General features: G+C 49.1%; 15 protein-coding genes and 1 pseudogene. 12 read left to right on the forward strand and 4 right to left on the reverse strand.

What is annotated here, in order from left to right:
• Nucleotides 1–39 precede the first annotated feature (39 nt).
• The 9 genes and pseudogenes from GLV81_RS03145 (at nucleotide 40) to GLV81_RS03185 (ending at nucleotide 8,884) form a co-directional block, all read left to right on the forward strand.
• Nucleotides 40–2,571, forward strand: coding sequence for an outer membrane beta-barrel protein (locus GLV81_RS03145; protein WP_197428889.1), 2,532 nt, complete (start codon nucleotides 40–42; stop codon nucleotides 2,569–2,571).
• Nucleotides 2,564–2,872 (forward strand): outer membrane beta-barrel protein, encoded by a 309-nt coding sequence (locus GLV81_RS21040; protein ID WP_197428890.1) that lies wholly within the window; start codon nucleotides 2,564–2,566, stop codon nucleotides 2,870–2,872. Before GLV81_RS03145 ends, GLV81_RS21040 begins: the two co-directional genes overlap by 8 nt.
• A 30-nt stretch (nucleotides 2,873–2,902) precedes the next feature.
• Nucleotides 2,903–3,478, forward strand: coding sequence for an RNA polymerase sigma factor (locus GLV81_RS03155; protein ID WP_157476793.1), 576 nt, complete (start codon nucleotides 2,903–2,905; stop codon nucleotides 3,476–3,478).
• 38 nt (nucleotides 3,479–3,516) lie between these two features.
• Nucleotides 3,517–3,849, forward strand: a complete 333-nt coding sequence (locus GLV81_RS03160) for a hypothetical protein (protein ID WP_157476795.1) — start codon at nucleotides 3,517–3,519, stop codon at nucleotides 3,847–3,849.
• Between the two features lie 3 nt (nucleotides 3,850–3,852).
• Complete coding sequence (locus GLV81_RS03165) at nucleotides 3,853–4,332, forward strand: hypothetical protein (protein ID WP_157476797.1); 480 nt, start codon at nucleotides 3,853–3,855, stop codon at nucleotides 4,330–4,332.
• Between the two features lie 137 nt (nucleotides 4,333–4,469).
• Nucleotides 4,470–6,407, forward strand: a complete 1,938-nt coding sequence (locus tag GLV81_RS03170) for a glycoside hydrolase family 127 protein (protein ID WP_197428891.1) — start codon at nucleotides 4,470–4,472, stop codon at nucleotides 6,405–6,407.
• A 320-nt stretch (nucleotides 6,408–6,727) separates the two neighbouring features.
• A pseudogene (locus tag GLV81_RS21525) lies at nucleotides 6,728–7,749 on the forward strand (beta-L-arabinofuranosidase domain-containing protein); the annotation flags it as partial.
• A gap of 117 nt (nucleotides 7,750–7,866) precedes the next feature.
• On the forward strand, nucleotides 7,867–8,472 hold the full coding sequence (locus tag GLV81_RS21530) for a glycoside hydrolase family 127 protein (RefSeq protein WP_425500021.1): 606 nt from the start codon (nucleotides 7,867–7,869) through the stop codon (nucleotides 8,470–8,472).
• Nucleotides 8,384–8,884, forward strand: coding sequence for a DUF6805 domain-containing protein (locus GLV81_RS03185; RefSeq protein WP_157476805.1), 501 nt, complete (start codon nucleotides 8,384–8,386; stop codon nucleotides 8,882–8,884). The genes GLV81_RS21530 and GLV81_RS03185 overlap by 89 nt, the downstream gene beginning before the upstream one ends.
• Nucleotides 8,885–9,092: 208 nt before the next feature.
• Here the strand turns inward: GLV81_RS03185 and GLV81_RS03190 are convergent, their stop codons facing one another.
• Entirely contained in the window at nucleotides 9,093–10,217 is a 1,125-nt protein-coding gene (locus tag GLV81_RS03190) for a tail fiber domain-containing protein (RefSeq protein WP_246186417.1), read from the reverse strand.
• An 8-nt stretch (nucleotides 10,218–10,225) separates the two neighbouring features.
• Nucleotides 10,226–10,366, reverse strand: coding sequence for a hypothetical protein (locus tag GLV81_RS03195; protein WP_157476809.1), 141 nt, complete (start codon nucleotides 10,364–10,366; stop codon nucleotides 10,226–10,228).
• A gap of 175 nt (nucleotides 10,367–10,541) precedes the next feature.
• Between GLV81_RS03195 and GLV81_RS03200 the strand changes: the two genes are divergently transcribed.
• On the forward strand, nucleotides 10,542–11,729 hold the full coding sequence (locus GLV81_RS03200; protein WP_157476811.1) for an NAD(P)/FAD-dependent oxidoreductase: 1,188 nt from the start codon (nucleotides 10,542–10,544) through the stop codon (nucleotides 11,727–11,729).
• Between the two features lie 16 nt (nucleotides 11,730–11,745).
• On the opposite strand, the gene GLV81_RS03205 is transcribed toward GLV81_RS03200, so the two are convergent.
• The gene (locus GLV81_RS03205) at nucleotides 11,746–12,063 is read right to left on the reverse strand and encodes a DUF1349 domain-containing protein (RefSeq protein ID WP_157476813.1); all 318 of its coding nucleotides are present in this window, start codon (nucleotides 12,061–12,063) and stop codon (nucleotides 11,746–11,748) included.
• Nucleotides 12,024–12,425: a DUF1349 domain-containing protein gene (locus GLV81_RS03210; protein ID WP_157476815.1), complete on the reverse strand. Its 402-nt coding sequence runs from the start codon at nucleotides 12,423–12,425 to the stop codon at nucleotides 12,024–12,026. Before GLV81_RS03210 ends, GLV81_RS03205 begins: the two co-directional genes overlap by 40 nt.
• A 194-nt stretch (nucleotides 12,426–12,619) precedes the next feature.
• Here GLV81_RS03210 and GLV81_RS03215 point away from each other — a divergent pair, with 194 nt between their 5' ends.
• On the forward strand, nucleotides 12,620–13,762 hold the full coding sequence (locus GLV81_RS03215; RefSeq protein ID WP_157476817.1) for an acyltransferase family protein: 1,143 nt from the start codon (nucleotides 12,620–12,622) through the stop codon (nucleotides 13,760–13,762).
• 119 nt (nucleotides 13,763–13,881) lie between these two features.
• Nucleotides 13,882–14,274 carry a hypothetical protein gene (locus tag GLV81_RS03220; protein ID WP_246186211.1) on the forward strand — a complete coding sequence of 131 codons (393 nt, stop codon included), beginning with the start codon at nucleotides 13,882–13,884 and terminating at the stop codon, nucleotides 14,272–14,274.
• Nucleotides 14,275–14,296: the final 22 nt, after the last annotated feature.

A 14,296-nucleotide genomic window follows, 5' to 3' on the forward strand; every position in this document is an offset into this window, starting at 1 on the left:
ATGGATATGTTCAAAAGGATAGCAAGCACACTACTACCAATGTTGCTCTTGTTGCTGGCCGCCGGCCACTCGCAGGCACAAACTGTTTCTGTAAAAGGTACCATTCAGGATGCCGATACGGCCCGCATGCTGGCCAAGGCTTCGGTGAAATTGTCACCCGCCGCCGATACCACCCGTGGCCGCTACGTAACCGCCGATGATAAAGGCGCTTTCATTTTTACCGAGGTAAAACCCGGCGCTTATGTGCTGGCATTTAGTTTTACCGGCTATCAGCTGCAAACCCGAAAAATTACTGTGGGAACTACCTCCCTCGATTTGGGTGAAGTATTGCTTATTAAAAAAGACAAAACCCTCGGCGATGTGGTAGTGGTGGGCAAAGTACCACCGGCCCGCCAAAAAGGCGATACCACCGAGTTTAATGCCGCTGCACTGAAGGTAAACCCCGATGCGACGACTGAAGATGTGCTGAAAAAAGCACCGGGCATTACCATTGAAAACGGACAGGTAACCGCACAGGGAGAACAGGTACGCCGCATTACCATTGATGGCCGCCAGTATTTTGGCGACGATGCCACTGCAGCCTTGCGCAACCTGCCTGCCGAAGTGATAGACAAAGTACAGGTGTTCGACCGCCTGAGTGATCAGGCACAACTCACCGGTTTTGATGATGGCAATGGTTTCAAGGCCATCAACATTGTCACCAAGGCCAACATGCGCAATGGCCAGTTTGGCCGGGTGTATGGCGGCTATGGCACCGACGACCGCTATGCCGCTGGCGGTAGTGTCAATTTTTTCAAAAACAATACCCGCCTCAATGTCATAGGCTTGTTCAACAACGTGAACCAGCAAAACTTTTCGGGTGAAGACCTGCTGGGTGTAAATGGCCAGGCCAATGCCGGTCGTGGTGGTGGCGGTGGTCGCCCCGGTGGTGGTGGATTTGGCGGTGGCTTTGGTGGCCGTGGCGGTGGTGGTTTCTCCGTGGGCCAGCAGCCGGGCATTGCCAATACCAATGCCTTTGGCCTCAACTTCAGCGACCTGTGGTTTAAAAAAATGGAAGTTTCAGCCAGCTATTTTTTCAACAACAGCAACACGGTGGCCCGTTCAGAAACCAACCGGCAGCTGTTCCTTACCGGCGATACCAGCCAGTTTTACAATGAAGTAAGTCGCAGCAATGCTGACAACTTCAACCACCGCATCAACTTTAGGGCGGAGTATAAAATTGACAGCAACAATACCTTGATTATTGCGCCCAATCTGAGCTTCCAGAAAAATGAATCGTGGAGCGACCTCACAGGTATCAACAATACCTCGGGCAAGCAACTCATCAATAGTACGGCCAATCTGCGCAACAGCGATGCGGCCGGCTTTAACCTCCGCAATGAGATTACTTACCGCCACAGCTTTGCCAAGCGGGGCCGTTCTATTTCGGTGAACCTGAATAACAGCGCCAGCAACCGCAACAGCGATAGCTACCTAGATGCTATCTCGGCCTATTTCAATGGTGGCCTGTTGCTGGGCGATACCCTGCGTCAGTACACCGACAACAGCACCCGCAGCAGCAGCATTTCTACCAATATTGCCTACACCGAACCCGTAGGTAAAAAAGGTCAGATTCAGCTGAACTACAACCCGCAGTTTACCACCAACAAAGCCGATCAGCGCAACTTCAGGTACGATAAAACCGAAGGCGATTACACCAACTTCGACACCACACTCTCCAACCTGTTCGACAACAAAGTGCGGGCCCAAAATGCCGGGCTTACTTACCGCCTCGGCGACCGCGACAATCAGTTTTCTGTGGGCATCAACTTTCAGCACACCCGCCTGCTGAGTGAGCAGCAGTTTCCGGCCGTGGCTACCCTCAACAAAACATTCAGCAACTGGCTGCCCAACCTGCAGTGGCGCAAGCAGCTGAGCAAACAAACCAGCCTGCGCATGTTTTACCGGGCATCGGTGAATCCGCCATCGGTGAATCAGTTACAGAATGTGATCAACATTTCCAACCCGCTTTTCATTACCACGGGCAATGAAAATCTGGATCAGAGCTACACGCATTTTCTTACCGCCCGTATCAACAATACCAATGCAGCCAAAGGCCGCTCTTTGTTTGCCGGTTTCTTTGGCCAAATGGTGAGCAAATACGTTACCAACGGTACATGGATTGCTTCAAAAGATTCAACCATTGCCAACAACATTACGCTACGCAAAGGCGCACAAATCAGCAAGCCCGTCAACCTCGATGGGTACTACTCGCTGCGGTCGTTTGCTACCTATGGCTTTCCGCTCAAAGCCATCAAAAGCAACCTGAACCTGAATGCCGGATTCAACTACACCCGCACACCGGGTTTGGTCAACAATCAGCTGAACTACTCTAACAATTACGGGTACACAGCCGGCATCAACATTGCCAGCAACATCAGTGAGTTTATCGATTTCAACGTGAACTATTCGGCCAATTTCAACAATGTGGTGAACAGTATCCGCCCGGAATTGAACAACAAATTTTACTTCCATACCACCGGTGCCAAGGTGAACCTGCTGACTAAAAACGGCTTGGTTTATTTTGAATGAAGTAACCAACCAACTGTACAGCGGCTTGGCAGATGGCTTCGACCAAAGCTTTTGGTTATGGAACGTAAGCGCCGGTAAAAAGATGCTCAAAAACCGCCGTGGCGAAATCAAAATGAGTGTGTTTGACCTGCTAAAGCAGAACCAGAGCATTGCCCGCAACATTGGCGAAACCTATATTGAAGACGTGCAAACCCAGGTATTACAGCAGTATTTTATGCTTACGTTCACGTATACCCTGCGAAATTTCGGACAAGCGGCGAAACGCAATGCGGGTGAAACGCCTACCTTGCAGCGCCGCTAATCGGGCGGATTACCTAACCGTTCCAACCACGTGACTGAGCTAGAACTGATTGATAAACTGAAGAAAGGCGACCAGGCGGCATTCCGCTTCATGGTTACCTCGTGGCAGGATATGGTATATAATACCTCGCTGGGCCTGGTGCAGAATGAAATGGATGCCGAAGATGTGACGCAGGAAGTGTTTGTAAAAGCCTTCGAAAGCATCCACGGTTTTAAGGGCGAAAGCAAAGTGAGCACCTGGCTGTACCGCATTACTGTTACCAAAAGCCTCGATTTTTTGCGCAGCAAAAAGCGGAAAAAGCGCTTTGGATACATCTATAGCCTTTTTGGCGAAGACAATGAACTGGCCATCAACCCGCCTGAATTTGTACACCCCGGCATTGTGTCGGAAAAAAAACAGGTGGCTGCGGCTTTGTTTAAAGCGTTGGAAACTTTGCCCGAACAGCAGCGGGTAGCTTTTGTACTTACCCGGCTCGAAGGCTTGGGCCACAAAGAGGTAAGTGAGGTAATGGGCAACACCGTGCCGGCCGTAGAGAGCTTGCTGCAACGGGCCAAAATGAACTTGAAGAAACAGTTAACAGATTTCTACCGTCAGAATTTAGAATAATGATCGTCTAAATAGCTGGCAGTATTAAATTGCCTAATATGAAAAAGGAACAACAAGCAGAACAATGGGTAAATGAGGCGCTGGATAGCCTCGATGGTATTGGCCGGGCCACTGCCAACCCCTTTCTGTTTACCCGCATCGAAGAACGCCTCCGCCAACGCAACAGCCCCTGGGAAAAACTGGCCGGCTTTGTAGCCCGCCCTGCATTTGCCCTGGCCGTGGTGCTGTTGTTTTTGGCAGCCAACTTTTATGTGGCCAATCAGGAAAAACAAGAACGGTTGGCCCGTGAAAAGCAGGCCAATGAGCAGCTGTTCGCCGCTGAATACAGTACCAGCTCTAACCTTAGTAACGAACTCAGTGCAAATAAGTAATTCATGAAGTCGAACAACAAGGTTTTACTGGTGCTCATCATGGTGCTGCTGGCTACCAACTTTGGTATGCTCTGGTATTTTACCCGCGAAAGCAAGGTAGAAACCAAACCCGTAAGCCGCACCGAACGCATGGGCGATATGATGCGCAAAGAGCTTGGTTTCAACAACGACCAGGTGCAGCAATACATTACGCTCCGCCTGCGCCGCGACTCGTTGATGCAGCCCCTCAATCTGGAACTGCGCCAGGCCAAAATGAATTTTCTGGAACTGCTGCGCCAGCCCAACGTACCCGATAGTCTGGTGCAAAAAGCAGCATTGGAAGTAGCCCTGAAACAAGCGCCAATTGAAGTAGAATTTTTTCAGCACTTCAAACGCATACAAGGCCTTTGCTCTACCGAACAGCTGGCCAGTTTCGATAGCATGCTGTCCCGCATGGTACGCCGCAATACGGGTGATACCAGCAATATCAGTCCCGGTAAATAATGCATCTACTGTATAGTACAGCTCACCCCAACAAGGTGAGCTTTTTTTTGTGCCCATTCAGGAGGAAACTGGTAAAATCCCTACCTTTTTCGCATGAGAAAAATGCATTCCTTTTAGCAGTACAAACTGGGTTGCTATTGGCAGCAGTTTCTTGCTCCAGTCTGTCGCTGGCGCAGCAAGCCAATACCGTGTTGCAACCTGTCAACTTCGATCAGGTCATCATCAATGATGATTTTTGGAAACCCAAAATGGACAATGTTGCCACCAAAACACTGGCGGCTTGCATTTACCAAACCGAAGAAAAAACGCCCCGCATTCGAAATTTTGAACGGGTAGCCAATGGCAAAGGAGAGCCGCATGAAGGCATTTTTTACGACGACTCAGATGTGTTTAAAGCCCTTGAAGCAATGGCCTATGCTTTGAAGGTAAAACCTGATGCGGCCATGGAAGCCAAGGCAGATGAATGGATTGATAAGGTAGCCGCTGCACAACTGCCCGATGGTTATCTCAATACCTGGTATACGCTTAAAGGCCTCGACCAGCGCTGGACCGACATGAGCATGCACGAAGATTACAACGGCGGCCACATGATAGAAGCCGGCGTGGCTTATTATCAGGCAACGGGCAAACGCAAGCTGCTGGATGTATGCATTAAATGGGCTGACCATTTTGATAGTTTGTTTGGCCCCGGCAAGCGCCACTGGGTAACAGGCCATCAGGAGCTGGAGCTGGCTCTCGTAAAGCTGTACACTGTTACCAACAACAAAAAGTATCTGCAACTGGCCGACTGGCTGCTGAGCGAACGTGGGCACGGTTATGCAAAGGGCTACACCTGGACCGATTGGAAAGACACTGCCTATGCACAAGATGTATTGCCCGTAAAACAACAAACAGAAATAACCGGCCACGCTGTACGGGCCATGTACATGTACACCGGCGCTGCAGATGTAGCAGCGCATACCGGCGACACCGCCTACATGCGGGCCATGCGTAGGGTATGGGAAGATGTGGTGTACCGAAACATGTACATCACTGGCGGCATTGGTTCTTCTGGTGGCAACGAAGGCTTTAGTGTAGATTATGACCTGCCCAATGAGCAGGCTTATTGTGAAACCTGCGCTTCGGTTGGTATGGTGTTTTGGAACCAACGCATGAATGCCATGACGGGCAGCAGCGAATACATGGATGTACTGGAGCGGGTGTTGTACAACGGTGCACTGGATGGCCTGAGCCTGAGTGGCGACCGGTTTTTTTACGGCAACCCATTGGCCAGCGATGGTCGTCATTATCGCCGCGAATGGTTTGGTACAGCATGCTGCCCGGCCAACATTGCAAGACTGGTGGCTTCTTTGGGCAACTATGTATATGCCCATACAGCCAGCGATTTGTATGTGAATTTGTTTGTTGGCAGCAGTACCAAAGTACGGCTCAACAATATTGCTGTAGACATTGCCCAAACAACTGGCTACCCATGGAATGGATTGATTCAGCTGACGATTAATCCTGAAAAGGCCGGCAACTTCGGATTGCGTATTCGCATACCCGGTTGGGTAAGCCAGCAGGCAGTGCCCGGCAACCTGTACAGCATGAAGCCAACTGTAACGAACTATGTATTGAAGCTGAACGGACAACCAGTGTCCTACACCCTGCAAGATGGCTATGCAGTAATACAACGTAAGTGGCAAAAAGGCGATCAACTAACGCTGGAACTGCCGATGGAAGTACAACTCTTAACCAGCCGCAGCGAAGTGAAACAGAACGAAGGCCGTGTGGCCATTCAGCGTGGGCCACTGGTGTATTGTGTAGAAGGTGCCGACAACAACGGCAAGGCATGGGATTTTGTAGTGCCGGCCAACACCAGCTTCAGCACCATGCCTCACCAGGTACTGCAAGAAAAAGTAACCGCTATAAGCATGCAAGTGCCTGCTTTGCAAATAGCCGGCAATGGTTTGCAGGTGCAAACAGGCAGCAAGCAGGTGCTGGCCATTCCTTACTATGTATGGGCCAACCGCGGCAAAAATGAAATGCAGGTGTGGTTGCCTACGAGCTTTCAAAACATCAAAATCAACCGGTAAAAGGCCGTTGCTGTTTGCAAAAATTAGCCAATGCTTTACGGGTTGTAGCTATCGGCGCAGTACTAGCCTGCCGTGCAGTATTTTGATGCTCATTCCAACCACCAACCAATATGCGTAGTCGTATTTTTTATGCTGTTTTCTTTTGCTTTCAGTTGTGTAGCATGCATGTTGCAGCACAATCCTACGTGCCTGAATACGGGCACCCTTTGAGCAAGGCCAAAGAAGTAGTTCCGATAAAAGCCTATGCTTTTCCATTGGCAGATGTGCGTATTACACAAGGTGTTTTTTACAAAGCCCTGCAACTGGACAGTGCCTACCTGATGCTGCTGGAACCAGACCGGTTGTTATATCGGTTTTACAAAAATGCCGGACTGCCACCCAAAGACAGCATCTATGGCGGTTGGGAAAGCGATGGTTTGAGCGGCCACACATTGGGTCATTATTTATCGGCCGCCAGCCTCATGTACACCAGCACGGGCAATGCTGTTTTGAAACAACGGGTAAATGATATCGTAACTGCATTGATGCAGTGCCAGCAAGCAAGAGGAACGGGTTATGTTGGCGCCATTCCCAACGAAGATTCCATTTTTGCCAAAGTGGCCCGTGGAGAAATCAAATCGTCTGGTTTCGATTTGAATGGCGGCTGGAGCCCTTGGTACACCGTGCACAAAGTGATGGCAGGCCTTGTGGATGCCTATTTGTATGCACACAATGAACAAGCCCTGCAGGTGGTAGAAGGCATGGCCAACTGGGCCTACAATACAGTGAACCATCTGCCCGACAGCACAAGGTTGAAAATGCTCAACTGCGAATACGGTGGCATGAATGATGTGCTGGCCAATTTGTACAGTATTACGGGCAAGCAACGGTATTTGGATTTATCCTACAAGTTCACCGATGAATTTGTAATGGGCCAACTGTCAAAAAAATAGATCCGCTGCCCGGCAAGCATAGCAATACCAATGTGCCCAAAGCCATTGGTGCAGCCCGACAGTATGAGCTCACCGGCAAGCCGGCCGATCAAACCATTGCACAGTTTTTTTGGGACCGCATGGTGCACCACCACAGCTACGTGATAGGGGGCAACAGCAACTACGAATACTGTGGCGAACCCGACAAACTGAATGACCGGCTGAGCGACAATACCTGTGAAACCTGCAACACTTACAACATGCTGAAACTTACCCGCCACTTGTTTGGCTGGCAACCTTCGGCAGCCTATATGGATTATTACGAACGGGCTTTGTACAATCACATACTGGCATCGCAGCACCCAGAAAGCGGCATGATGACTTACTTTGTGCCGCTCCGCATGGGCACCCGCAAAGAGTTCAGCGATTCGTTCAACACGTTTACCTGCTGTGTGGGTAGCGGTATTGAAAACCACGCTAAGTATGCCGAACAACTCTATAGTTACGACGGCAGCAATACATTGTACGTTAATTTATTTGTACCCTCTGTGTTACAGTGGAAAGCACAAGCTGCCGTCATTGAACAACGCACTGCTTTTCCCTATAGCAACAGTACTGCATTGCATTTTAAAGTTCAGCAACCGAAGCAACTGCGTATTAAACTACGCAAACCTTTTTGGTTGAAAGGCCAACCGCAATTACTGCTCAACGGTAAACCAGTAACTGCAGAAATGGGAAACGATGGTTACCTGATAGTGCAGCGTGTTTGGAAAAATGGTGACAAACTGAGCATGGCTTTGCCAATGGATTTGTATACAGAAGCCATGCCCGACAATGCCAACCGTGTTGCCATTAAATACGGACCGCTAGTTTTAGCAGGCAACCTGGGCAATACCCGGCCCGACCCTGTGGTAGGCGTGCCCGTGCTGATGACTGCTAATAGAAATGTGCACGACTGGCTGAAACCTGTACCCGGACTTCCCTTGCAGTTTGCCATGCAAAAAATAGGACAGCCTTTTGATGTAACGCTGCAACCATTTTTCGCCACGTACAAAGGATACTACAGTGTGTACTTGGGATTATTTTACACCACAAGACTGGGAGAAACGCCAGCAGGAATATGCTGCGGAAAAGCAACGACAGCAAGCCATTGAAGCCCGCACCATTGATGTATTCAGGGTAGGTGAAATGCAACCAGAAAGGGATCACAAACTGGAGGCTACCGAAAAATCGTACGTGAGTGATGCGCTGGACCGTAAGGGCCGAGAAGCCCGCCGCGACAACTACTTTGCCTTTGATATGAAAATAGCACCGGGGCAAAAAAATACATTGTTGCTTACCTACATCGGCGACGACAAAGACCGGATTTTTGATATCGTTATAGACGGCATAAAGCTGACAACAGTTGATTGGAAGGGAGGCACTACTGGTAAGTTTTACGATGTAGAGTATCCGCTGCCGGATGCTATGCTTCAAAACAAAACCAGCATTCGGGTGAAAATAGATGCGGCACATGGCAAAACAGCCGGCCGTGTATTTGCTGTGAGAACAATAAGGACTGATTAGCAGAATATGAATTGTACAATGCAAAAAGCCCGTGGCAGATTTAATTTGCCACGGGCTTTTTTTGTGTAATGGTTAAATCAGTTTTTTGAGTGTTGCTCTTTTCCTGCAACCAACGCAGATGCGGCCAGTAGCTGTTTTACTGCAGTTTTTAATTCGGCTAATTCAGCAAGTTGTGAACGCAGCATCGCATTTTCCTGTTGCAGGCTTGTCAGGCGTTCTTGCTGCTCCCGTGTTCTTTTTCTAAGCCTTGAAGCAATATCATCATGATGCCATCCATATCGGCACTGGCCAATGTGGTGTCATTGCCGATGATGCCAAATTCATCTTTGCCGTAGGCAGCAAATATTTCTTGTGCCATGGGGCCGTAATGCCTGTCATTGCCGGGGTTTTGACCTTTGTAGTTCCACGAACCCAATTTCAATGAGGTCAGTTTTTCTAAAAACGTTTCGCCGGAAGCGGGTTCAAAGTTTTCTTTTCTTGAAGAATCTGAAATGGATGCCCAAGAGTTGCCACCGGCAGCTAATGATACGCCTACAGTTCGTGTGGCATTGCTAAACAGTCGATATCCACCCGCATACCGGGCCGAAAATTGGTTGCTGGCTGTAGCCAGTGTACTATCGGTTGTTGATGCATCTGACAATACGAATGCTCCATTAAAATTATTGGCACTGGCACGTTGGCCGATGGCAATGCTGTAATCACCGTTAGCGGTGCAGCGGTAGCCCAATGCTACGGCTCCGGTTCCATCGGCAGCACAGGTATAGCCCAGGGCGCTGGAATAAGAGCCCATGGCATAGCTGGTATAGCCGGACACAAAACTGGATAACCCCAGTGCTACAGTGTTGTAGCCAAAAGCTGTTGAGTAAAAACCTACCATGGGATCATCCCATTGAGTACCTGCCGAACCGATAGAGCCAGCTCTGAAAGCTGCTTTGTAAGGGTGCCACATCATTCTTTCACCAGCACCTGTTGCTGGAATAAATCCGATGCCTAAAGTGCTTTTGGCAACAAAGCCCCCTCCTGCATCAAACCGAAACCGTTCTCCTACAGTACCGGAAGAGTAGCCTGCGCCTTTATAGTCCGTCAGTATTCTTACAGCACCACTGTCGAGCAATTGAATGCCCATATTGGTGCCGTATTTTGACATGTACAAGTTGTTAGTTGCCAGGTTCATGGTTTGGGTATGATTACCCATGTTGTCGCCTTCTCCTGCAACGGTGAGTTTTGCCCACACAATGCCGTTGAAGTAATAAAAGCCACTGATGCCATCTGTTTGGTAAATGAGCAAACCACTTGCAGGAAAAGCGATGGCTGCTTTTGCTGCAGCTGTCATTCTAGGCACTAAAAATCCTTTGTTGGTACTTTTAAGTCGAGAATTGCAGAGCCATCTGGCGTACTGGATGGCGAACTAATAGCAACACCTTGTGCAAAACCGGAAAGCATTGCCGTTGCAAATGCAATGGTCAAGATTAAATTTTTCATGGGGAAGGGGGAGTTTAAGTAAAACTAATGTAATCATCCTCTGGCAATCTTTTCATAACTTAAATGCGCATCTGTACACGAATACTTAGTCGCAGTACTTGCAGCAATGCAGCTATAGATGCCAAGCTGACGTTCCTCATGCACGTTTAGCCTCAACGCACCTTTTCTTTGCAGCATGCAAACATCTGTATTGATAGTAGGGCAGGGCCTTTGCGGCACATGGCTGAGCTTTTGGCTGCAGCAAATGGGCATTGATTGTATAGTGATAGATGAAGAGCGACCCAACACCAGCACCCGTGTGGCCAGTGGCGTTATCAACCCTGTAACCGGCCGCCGCATGACCCGTACCTGGATGGCCGATGAAGTGATTCCCTTTGCTGCGAAAGCATATGAGGAGTTGGGAAGGGTGCTAAGGACGAAGTACGAAGGACGAGGTACGAATGAAGGTCGAGGGCAAGGTCAAGAACAAGAGCAAGGTCGAGGGCAAGAAGGAAGCTTAAATAAAAACGATGTATTTCCTGCCAACCACCAACCAGCAACTATCCAACTGATTCAACGTTGCGATATCATCGACTTCTTCAACAGCCCCGACAGGCGCAAAGACTTTGAAGAAAAAGCCAAACAGTATGCAGCCGAATACCTGCAATGGCCCCAAGATGAGGCGGCCATGCAACAACATTTTCGCTACGAGTTGGGCTACGGCTTTATTGCACCTGCCTATCAGGTAGACCTGCAAACCATGCTCGACGGCTGGCGGCAATACCTGCTGCAACAGCAGCAATTGCTGGCACAACGGTTTGATGCCAGCCAACTGCAACTACTGCCCAACGGGGTACAGTATCAGGATATCCGTGCCGACAAGATTGTATTTGCAGATGGTATAGCAGCCCATGCTGCCGGCTTTTTTCAGCTGCTGCCTTTTGCGCTTAATAAAGGTGAAGCGCTGATACTGCAAATAGAGGGCTTACCCAATAATCACATTTATAAAAAGGGCAACAGCCTTACGCCTTGGCGGGGCGGGTATTTTTGGGCAGGCAGCACCTACAACAATCATTATACCAACGACCAGCCCAGCGAAGCTTTTCGCCAGCAAATGGAAGCCTGGTTGCAAAGTGTATTGAAGCATCCTTTTTCGGTGCTCGACCATGTAGCAGCCATACGCCCGGCTACTGTGGAACGGCGGCCCTTTGCAGGCTGGCACCCGCAGCATCCGCAGGTGGGCATCCTCAATGGCACGGGCACTAAGGGCGTCACCCTTGCCCCGTATTTTGCACAGCAGCTGGCCGCCAATATTGCGCAGCAAACCTCACTGCTACCCGTTGTAGATGTAGCAAGGTTTGCACGGGTGCTGAGCAGGAGTTGAGTGGGAAAATACCACCCTATTCTCCCACATACGGGTCTTTAATTTTTTTGACCTGGTAATGGATATCGGAGAAGTCTACCGCACAAATGTTGCCAGTGGGAGACAGGGCTAGAAAGCCCACCCGCAGTGGCTTGCTGGCATTAAACTGCAGGTGCCGAACCAGCAACCATTTGATGCCATCTGTGGACGCATAGAGGGTGATGACATTGTCAGCCTTGGCTATTTTGAAATGCGCTTTGGTGTCGGATACGGCAATAGAATTGCAATCATCTGAAATGTCATTGGTGACTACACTTACCACCCGATGGGCGCCGGTGTAATCTTTTCGAAGCAAAACTTAATCCAGTGCAGGCTGTCTTCCATCAGCACAATGGCGCCGCCATCCCACTTGTGTACAAAGCCATGTTGAATGGAAGTGCTGAGCACAAAATTATCCGCCGGCTGAAACAGCAGCTTGGGTGCATTGTCGGTGTTGTAAGTCACATTGGGGTCTCTGAACATATCTGTTTTTGCACCAGCTACGATGACAATTTTATTGCCTTTGACCACAAAACTGTTGGGCTTGTTGGCCCAATACAACTTCGATGGAATGGAGGGAACAATGACACTGTCTGCCACCTGTGCCCGGGCAGAGGGCAGCTGGCAAATGGCAAGTAATAGCAGTATACAAATGCGTATAAGCTGGAGGCGGATCATGATGATGATTTAGCGAATGTTTAGAAAGGGCTTTTGCATAAATGTAAACGGTGAAAGGCAAAAACTCAAACGAAGCACTCTGCAACTGCGGACAACTTTTTTGATAGATTGATCTTTGTCAATTTACACCTCCCGCATTTTACCCGATATTCGACCCATTACATTTTTCTTTACTGCTTTCAACGATAGATGCCATGAGCCAAGCGCCTGCTGCTTTTGCCGACAGCAAACAACATTACCCCATTCTCGACGGGCTGCGGGGCGTGGCCGCCGTGATGGTGGTGGTCTTCCACATTTTCGAAACTTTTGCGGGTGGCAATCACAGCAAGCAAATCATCAACCACGGATATCTGGCGGTTGATTTTTTCTTTTTGCTTTCGGGCTTTGTGATTGGGTATGCCTACGATGACCGCTGGCACAAAATGACACTTGGCGGATTTTTCAAACGTCGCCTCATTCGCCTGCACCCCATGATTGTAATGGGTATGGTGATTGGAGCGGCTCTCTTTTACACACAGGCGGGACCGGTGTTTCCCGACATTGCAGCTACGCCAGTTTGGAAAATGCTGCTGGTAGTGTTGGTGGGCTTCACCTTGTTGCCACTGCCCGTATCGTACGACATTCGGGGCTGGGCAGAAATGCATCCACTCAACGGCCCGGCATGGTCGTTGTTTTTTGAATACATCGCCAACATACTGTATGCTTTAGTGCTGCGTAAATTGTCAAACGTTATCCTCGGTATTTTGGTTGTGCTGGCTGGTGCTAACTTGTTGCATTATTGTGTCACGGGTGCCAATGGCGATGTGATTGGTGGCTGGTCGCTGGAGCCGCTGCAACTGCGCATTGGTTTCACCCGTTTGCTATATCCATTTTTGGCAGGCCTCTTACTTTCTCGTTTGGTTAAGCCCGGAAAGTTGCACAATGCTTTTACATGGAGCAGCTTAATATTAGTACTGGTACTGGTTTGGCCACGGGTGGGCAGCGATGATGCCAAATGGGTAAATGGATTGTACGATGCCTTGGTGATTTTACTGGTATTTCCTGCAGTAGTGTACATGGGGGCCAGCGGTCAGTTAGGCAAAGGGCCAGTATCAAAAATCAGCCGTTTCCTCGGCGATATTTCATATCCCATTTACATCATTCATTATCCCTTTATTTACTGGTACACCAATTGGGCTATTGAACATGACCAATACCTGTTTGGTTCCACCACTGGCCATATCGTACTTGTATTGGTGAGTGTAGCAGTGCTGCTGGTAAGCATACTGGTGGCTTATTTGTGCCTCAAGCTCTACGATGAACCGGTTAGGCGCTGGCTTACCCGAAAATGGATGTAGTTGGCAGGTTGGTAAGTTGGAAGGTTAGTAGGTTTAGGTAAGGGAGGCTTCGATGGTAGCCTGCTCCTATGCTTCAGCAAAATTGTATTATTGCAAACTGCAACAAAACAACTGCGCTGATGGAAAACAGTCCCGCTACTGCGTATAGCATACCCATGAAGTACCGCATGATGGAAAACCTGCACATCGTGTTTTGGCTCTTCAAAGATTTGGCCTGGTGCATGATTTGGAAGCCACTCGGCATCGCCATGATTTTTCCTACGTTCATTATTTCTGTCGTCATAGCATGGCGAACCCGCAGCATCATGAGTGAGCTCTGCCACAACCTGGCGGTGAGCATTTGGATTGCCGCCAACAGCTATTGGATGGTGAGTGAATTTCTGGGCTTCGATGAAAATATTTGGTTTGCGCATTACACTTACAAACAAATTGCCGTGTTGCCTTTCGTAGCAGGGCTACTCATTTTGGGATATTACTATTTGTATTATAAGCCGTTTAAGAAGGGGGAGTAAGGCAGGTTTGAAAGTTCACAAG

The sequence above is a fragment of the Phnomibacter ginsenosidimutans genome, assembly GCF_009740285.1.
Lineage (GTDB): Bacteria > Bacteroidota > Bacteroidia > Chitinophagales > Chitinophagaceae > Phnomibacter > Phnomibacter ginsenosidimutans.

Coding starts and splice junctions, on each gene's coding strand:
- GLV81_RS03145 (WP_197428889.1), top strand. CDS start 40: ATGTTGCTCTTGTTGCTGGCCGCCGGCCACTCGCAGGCACAAACTGTT.
- GLV81_RS03160 (WP_157476795.1), top strand. CDS start 3,517: ATGAAAAAGGAACAACAAGCAGAACAATGGGTAAATGAGGCGCTGGAT.
- GLV81_RS03165 (WP_157476797.1), top strand. CDS start 3,853: ATGAAGTCGAACAACAAGGTTTTACTGGTGCTCATCATGGTGCTGCTG.
- GLV81_RS03190 (WP_246186417.1), bottom strand. CDS start 10,217: ATGACAGCTGCAGCAAAAGCAGCCATCGCTTTTCCTGCAAGTGGTTTG.
- GLV81_RS03195 (WP_157476809.1), bottom strand. CDS start 10,366: ATGAAAAATTTAATCTTGACCATTGCATTTGCAACGGCAATGCTTTCC.
- GLV81_RS03200 (WP_157476811.1), top strand. CDS start 10,542: ATGCAAACATCTGTATTGATAGTAGGGCAGGGCCTTTGCGGCACATGG.
- GLV81_RS03210 (WP_157476815.1), bottom strand. CDS start 12,425: ATGATCCGCCTCCAGCTTATACGCATTTGTATACTGCTATTACTTGCC.
- GLV81_RS03215 (WP_157476817.1), top strand. CDS start 12,620: ATGAGCCAAGCGCCTGCTGCTTTTGCCGACAGCAAACAACATTACCCC.
- GLV81_RS03220 (WP_246186211.1), top strand. CDS start 13,882: ATGGAAAACAGTCCCGCTACTGCGTATAGCATACCCATGAAGTACCGC.